Below are 4,297 nucleotides of genomic sequence, written 5' to 3'. Positions count from 1 at the left end.
CTCTGTCTCTGTCCTTGCGTTCGTCCGCCACCGTGATCCGGCCCTCCCCGTGCGATTGGCGCGGGCCAGCAGCCACAGCAGATAGGGGGCCCCGATCAGGCTGGTGACCACGCCGACCGGGAACTGGCTGGACCACAGCAGATGCTGGGCGGCGAAGTCGGCCACCGTCACTAGGAGAGCGCCGGTCAGCGCGGCGGGCACCAGTGCGGCACCCGCGCCGGGCACCAGACGCCGGGCCACCGGCGCCGACACGAACGCGACGAACGCGACCGGTCCCGCCGCCGCCGTGGCGACCCCGGCCAGCGCCACCGCACAGCCGAGGAGCGCGAGCCGGCCGCGGCCCACGCGGGTGCCGAGCCCGGCCGCGGTGTCGTCGCCGAGCTGCAACGGGCCCAGGTCACGCGCGGCGAGGGCGGTCAGCGGCAGCAGCACCGCGAGCGCGCCGAGCAGCGGCCACACCTGCTCCAGGGTGCTGCCGTTGAGGCTGCCGGTGAGCCACACCAGGGCGTTCTGCGCCTCGGTCACCTCGGAGTTGGTCAGCAGGTACGACGTGACGCTGGAGAGCCCCGCACCGATGCCGATGCCCACGAGCACGAAACGCTGACCGGAGACATTGCGACGCCAGGCGAAGGCGTAGATGACCGCCGCACTCAGCAGCGCGCCGCCCAGCGCGGCGGCCGACAGCGCGAAGCCGCTGACCGCGAAGCCCAGCGAGGCAAGGACGGCCGCGGCGCTCGCACCCTGGCTGATGCCGATCACGTCGGGGCTGGCCAGGGGATTGCGCAGCAGTGCCTGGAACAGCGCCCCGCTGAGCCCGAAGGCGAGACCGACGAGCAGACCCAGCAGCACCCGCGGCAGTCGCAGCTCCACCACCACGAAGTGCGAGCCGGCATCGCCGCCGCCGCTCAGCGCGCCGATCACGTCGCCCAGCGGCACGGACATGTCGCCGTAGCTCAGCGCGGCACAGAACACCGCCGTGAGCGCCGCCACAAGTACCACCTGCACCAGCACCCCGCGTGCCCGGCGGGCCCGCCGTACGCCGTGGATGCGGCGCACCGCCTCGGCCCGCGACACCTCGCTCCCGGCGCCGCGCACGGCCAGTGCCCCGCTCGCGCCGGCCGGTCCACGCGCTCCGCCGACTTTGCTCGCGCCGGAAGACCCTGCCGCGCCCATGCCCGCCTTCTCTCTGCGGTCGCCCACTACTTGCACCCCGCGCTCACAGCTCGGACAGCTTCCGGCGGCGTACGAGCAGCACGAAGGGAATCGCACCGATGGCGGCGGTCACGATGCCCGCCTGCACCTCGCCGGGCGGGGCGATCACCCGGCCCACGATGTCCGCGATCAGCAGCAGCGACGGCGCGATCAGCGCGCTGTACGGCAGGACCCAGCGGTAGTCAGGCCCGGTGAACAGCCGGGCGGCGTGCGGCACGACAAGCCCCAGGAAGGCGATCGGTCCGGCGACGACCGTCGCGGCGCCGCACAGCAGCACCACGGCCACCGCGCAGGCGGCACGCGCCACGCCGATCCGCTGGCCAAGACCGCGCGCCAGGTCGTCACCGAGGGACAGGGCGTTCAGGCGCGGACCGAGCAGCAGCGCCAGGACGGTGCCGACCGCGATGAACGGCAGGGCCTGCCACAGCACGGCGGCCTCGCGCCCGGTGAGCGAGCCGACCTGCCAGAAGCGGTACTGGTCGTAGGACTTGGAGTCGGTGAGCAGCATCGACGTGGTCAGCGACAGCAGGGCCGCACCGGTCGCCGCGCCGGCAAGCGCCAGCTTGACCGGCGTGGCCCCCTCCCGGCCCATGGAGCCGATGCCGAACACGACGAGCGAGGCGACCAGGGCACCCAGGAAACCGAACCAGATGTAGTGACCGGGATCGGACATGCCCAGGATGCTGATCGCGAAGACGACGGCGGCGGAGGCGCCGGAGTTGACGCCGAGGACACCCGGATCGGCGAGGGGATTGCGGGCCACGCCCTGCATCACCGTGCCGGCCAGGCCGAGTGCGACCCCGGCGAGCAGCCCGGCCGCCGTACGCGGCAGCCGGACCTCCTGCAAGATCAGCTGGCCCTTGTCGGACAGATCCGGATCGAAGATGCCGGGCAGCAGATCACCGGCACCGACATCGCCGGAGCCGACCAGCAGGCTCGCCCACATGACGAGCAGCAGGACCGCGACCAGCGCGACCAGACCGGCCCCCAGGGCCGGAGCTCTGCGCCCGCCGCCGTGCGCTGCTTTGGCGACCGTCGCGTCGGTGGCCGTATCGCTGCCCGGGGAGGCGGCGGCGGAGGCTGCCTTCACGACCGTCGCCTTCGGGATCCACACCCAGTGCGGCTGCTCCCAGCCATGAATCAAGCGCTCCCTGTTCAGGCAGGGGCACACTCACCTGCCGTTTTCCACTCCAGTAAGGTGAGCCTAACATTACATAATCGCCAGTCTGTTCGTCCGCTCGCCGATCTGTGAGGACCCTCGTGCCCGACGCCGCGATACCCGCAACCGCCCCATCCTTCGGCGGTAGCGCCACGGCCCCGCATACCTGGCAGGAGCTCGGCTCGGAGGCGGAGCTGGCCGAACTGCTCGGCGAGCCCCACCCGATCGTCATCGACAAGGTCCATGCCGAGCTGACCGAGCAGGACCTGGCCATCCTGGCCCGCTCCCCGTTCTGCGCCGTCTCCACCTCGGACGCGGAAGGCAACTGCGACACCTCCCCGCGCGGCGGCGCGGCGGGCTTCATCCACGTCCTCGACGCACGCACCGTCGTGCTGCCCGACCGCCCCGGCAACCGGCGCGGCGACAGCTTCCGCAACATCCTCAAGAACCCGCACGTGGGGCTACTGCACCTGGTGCCGGGCAGCGGCGAGATCCTGCGCATCAACGGCCGGGCGCGCATCCTGACGGACGCCCCGTTCTTCGACCTGATGACCGTCAAGGGCCAGCGCCCGCGCCTCGCCATCGTCGTCGACATCGACGAGATCTACCTGCACTGCTCCCAGTCCCTGCGCCGCTCCGGCCTCTGGCAGCCGGACACCTGGCCGGGAGCCGGGAGCTGATCCTCAGCCGTCCCCGCCGGGCGGCGTGCCGCAGCTCGGGCCGCCCGGGCCGCCGAACTGCACCGAGCTCAGAAAGTCCCGGTAGGCGGGGAAGAAGTTGCCCTTGCCGGTCGGGCCGGAAGAGGTCACGACGGTGCAGCCCGAGTAGTCCGCATCGGACCACAGGTAGATGGTCGACGCTGTCCGGTTCCAGTCGGACTTGGCCCGGTCGTCCATGCCCAGAGCCGCGAGATCCGGGGTGCTCCCGCTGACGGTGATCATGTCGCCGGTTCCGTCGAGGCCCGAGAACATGCAGTAGGAGCCGTCGGGACACCGGTCGTATCCGTCGGCCGCGTGTGCCGTGGAGACCGGCACAAGCGCGGCGCCTGCCGCGGCCAGAGCCACGAGGAGTGCCGGGAGCCTGTTCTTCGGGCCCGTTGCCCTGCGCATGCTGATGTGCTTCAGCCCCATGCTGGTCCGCCTTAGCTGTCGGGGCCCGTGGGCCCGTGATGGTGCGGACAACGGCCCGCGGTGCGCGGGCCGTTGCCTCGTCAGGTTCCTTGTCCCGTCCGGTGAACCGCCATCCCCCGCAGGGGTGATGCCATCGGACGGTCCGGATCAGTCCACCGGCTCGATCCACACGTTGCGGAAGCGGACCTTGTTGCCGTGGTCCTGCAGCCGGATGGCGCCCAACGCCGCGGATTCGGGATCGCCCGCTCCGGTCTGGCCGTCGACGGCCACGTTGTCGTGGACCTTCTTGCCGTTCCACACCACGCTGATCCTGGCGTCCTCGGTCTTCTTGCCGTCCGCGTCGAAGCGGGCGGCGCGGAAGGTGATGTCGTAAGTCTGCCAAGTCTCCGGCGCCGTCGAGGCGTTCAGATCCGCGGCCTTCTTGGTGTAGATCGCACCGGCCTCGTTGTTCGCGAGCTTCTCCACGCCGTAGGAGTCCAGGATCTGGACCTCGTAGCGCTCCTGGAGATAGATCCCGCTGTTGCCGCGATCCTGCCCGGTGACATCGTCCGGCAGCTTCGGCACCCGGAATTCGGCGTGCAGCTTGAAGTCGCCGAAGGCCTGCTTGGTGCGGATGTCCCCGCAGCACACCTCGATCGACTTCTCGGCCGTGTGCGGCCACTTCACGCTGCGGCCGTCGGTGTGCTGCCAGGCGGTGGAGGCGCTGCCGCCGGAGAACAGGTCGATGCGGGCACCCGGCTTGCGCACCTCGATCATGTCGAGATTGACGTGCCCGGTGTCCCCCGCCCGGTAGGAG

Annotated in this window: 5 protein-coding genes; 1 reads left to right on the top strand and 4 read right to left on the bottom strand. The window is 71.2% G+C overall.

The window, feature by feature from the left end; translation table 11 throughout:
- Positions 1 to 1,173, bottom strand: a 1,173-nt coding sequence (locus ACQKIP_RS37705) for a FecCD family ABC transporter permease (protein ID WP_427745177.1), incomplete at its 3' end; no start/stop codon positions are given.
- 43 nt (positions 1,174 to 1,216) lie between these two features.
- Positions 1,217 to 2,302, bottom strand: coding sequence for a FecCD family ABC transporter permease (locus ACQKIP_RS37700; RefSeq protein WP_427745176.1), 1,086 nt, complete (start codon positions 2,300 to 2,302; stop codon positions 1,217 to 1,219).
- 185 nt (positions 2,303 to 2,487) lie between these two features.
- Here ACQKIP_RS37700 and ACQKIP_RS37695 point away from each other — a divergent pair, with 185 nt between their 5' ends.
- A complete protein-coding gene (locus ACQKIP_RS37695) occupies positions 2,488 to 3,051 on the top strand; it encodes an MSMEG_1061 family FMN-dependent PPOX-type flavoprotein (RefSeq protein ID WP_365857112.1) in 564 nt (187 codons plus the stop codon).
- A gap of 3 nt (positions 3,052 to 3,054) precedes the next feature.
- Here the strand turns inward: ACQKIP_RS37695 and ACQKIP_RS37690 are convergent, their stop codons facing one another.
- Together ACQKIP_RS37690 and ACQKIP_RS37685 are read right to left on the bottom strand one after the other, a co-directional pair.
- Positions 3,055 to 3,501, bottom strand: coding sequence for a peptidase inhibitor family I36 protein (locus ACQKIP_RS37690; protein ID WP_365856598.1), 447 nt, complete (start codon positions 3,499 to 3,501; stop codon positions 3,055 to 3,057).
- Positions 3,502 to 3,648: 147 nt separating this feature from the next.
- On the bottom strand, positions 3,649 to 4,297 hold a 649-nt coding region (locus tag ACQKIP_RS37685), incomplete at its 5' end, for a 3-keto-disaccharide hydrolase (protein ID WP_427745175.1).

This window comes from Streptomyces sp. NPDC059900 (assembly GCF_050270335.1).
Taxonomy (GTDB): Bacteria; Actinomycetota; Actinomycetes; order Streptomycetales; family Streptomycetaceae; genus Streptomyces.
Note: the sequence above shows the minus strand (reverse complement) of the source record. Positions and strands in the feature narration are given on the sequence as shown.

Excerpts from the sequence above, each read along its gene's own strand:
- ACQKIP_RS37690 (WP_365856598.1), bottom strand. The coding sequence starts at position 3,501 with ATGGGGCTGAAGCACATCAGCATGCGCAGGGCAACGGGCCCGAAGAAC.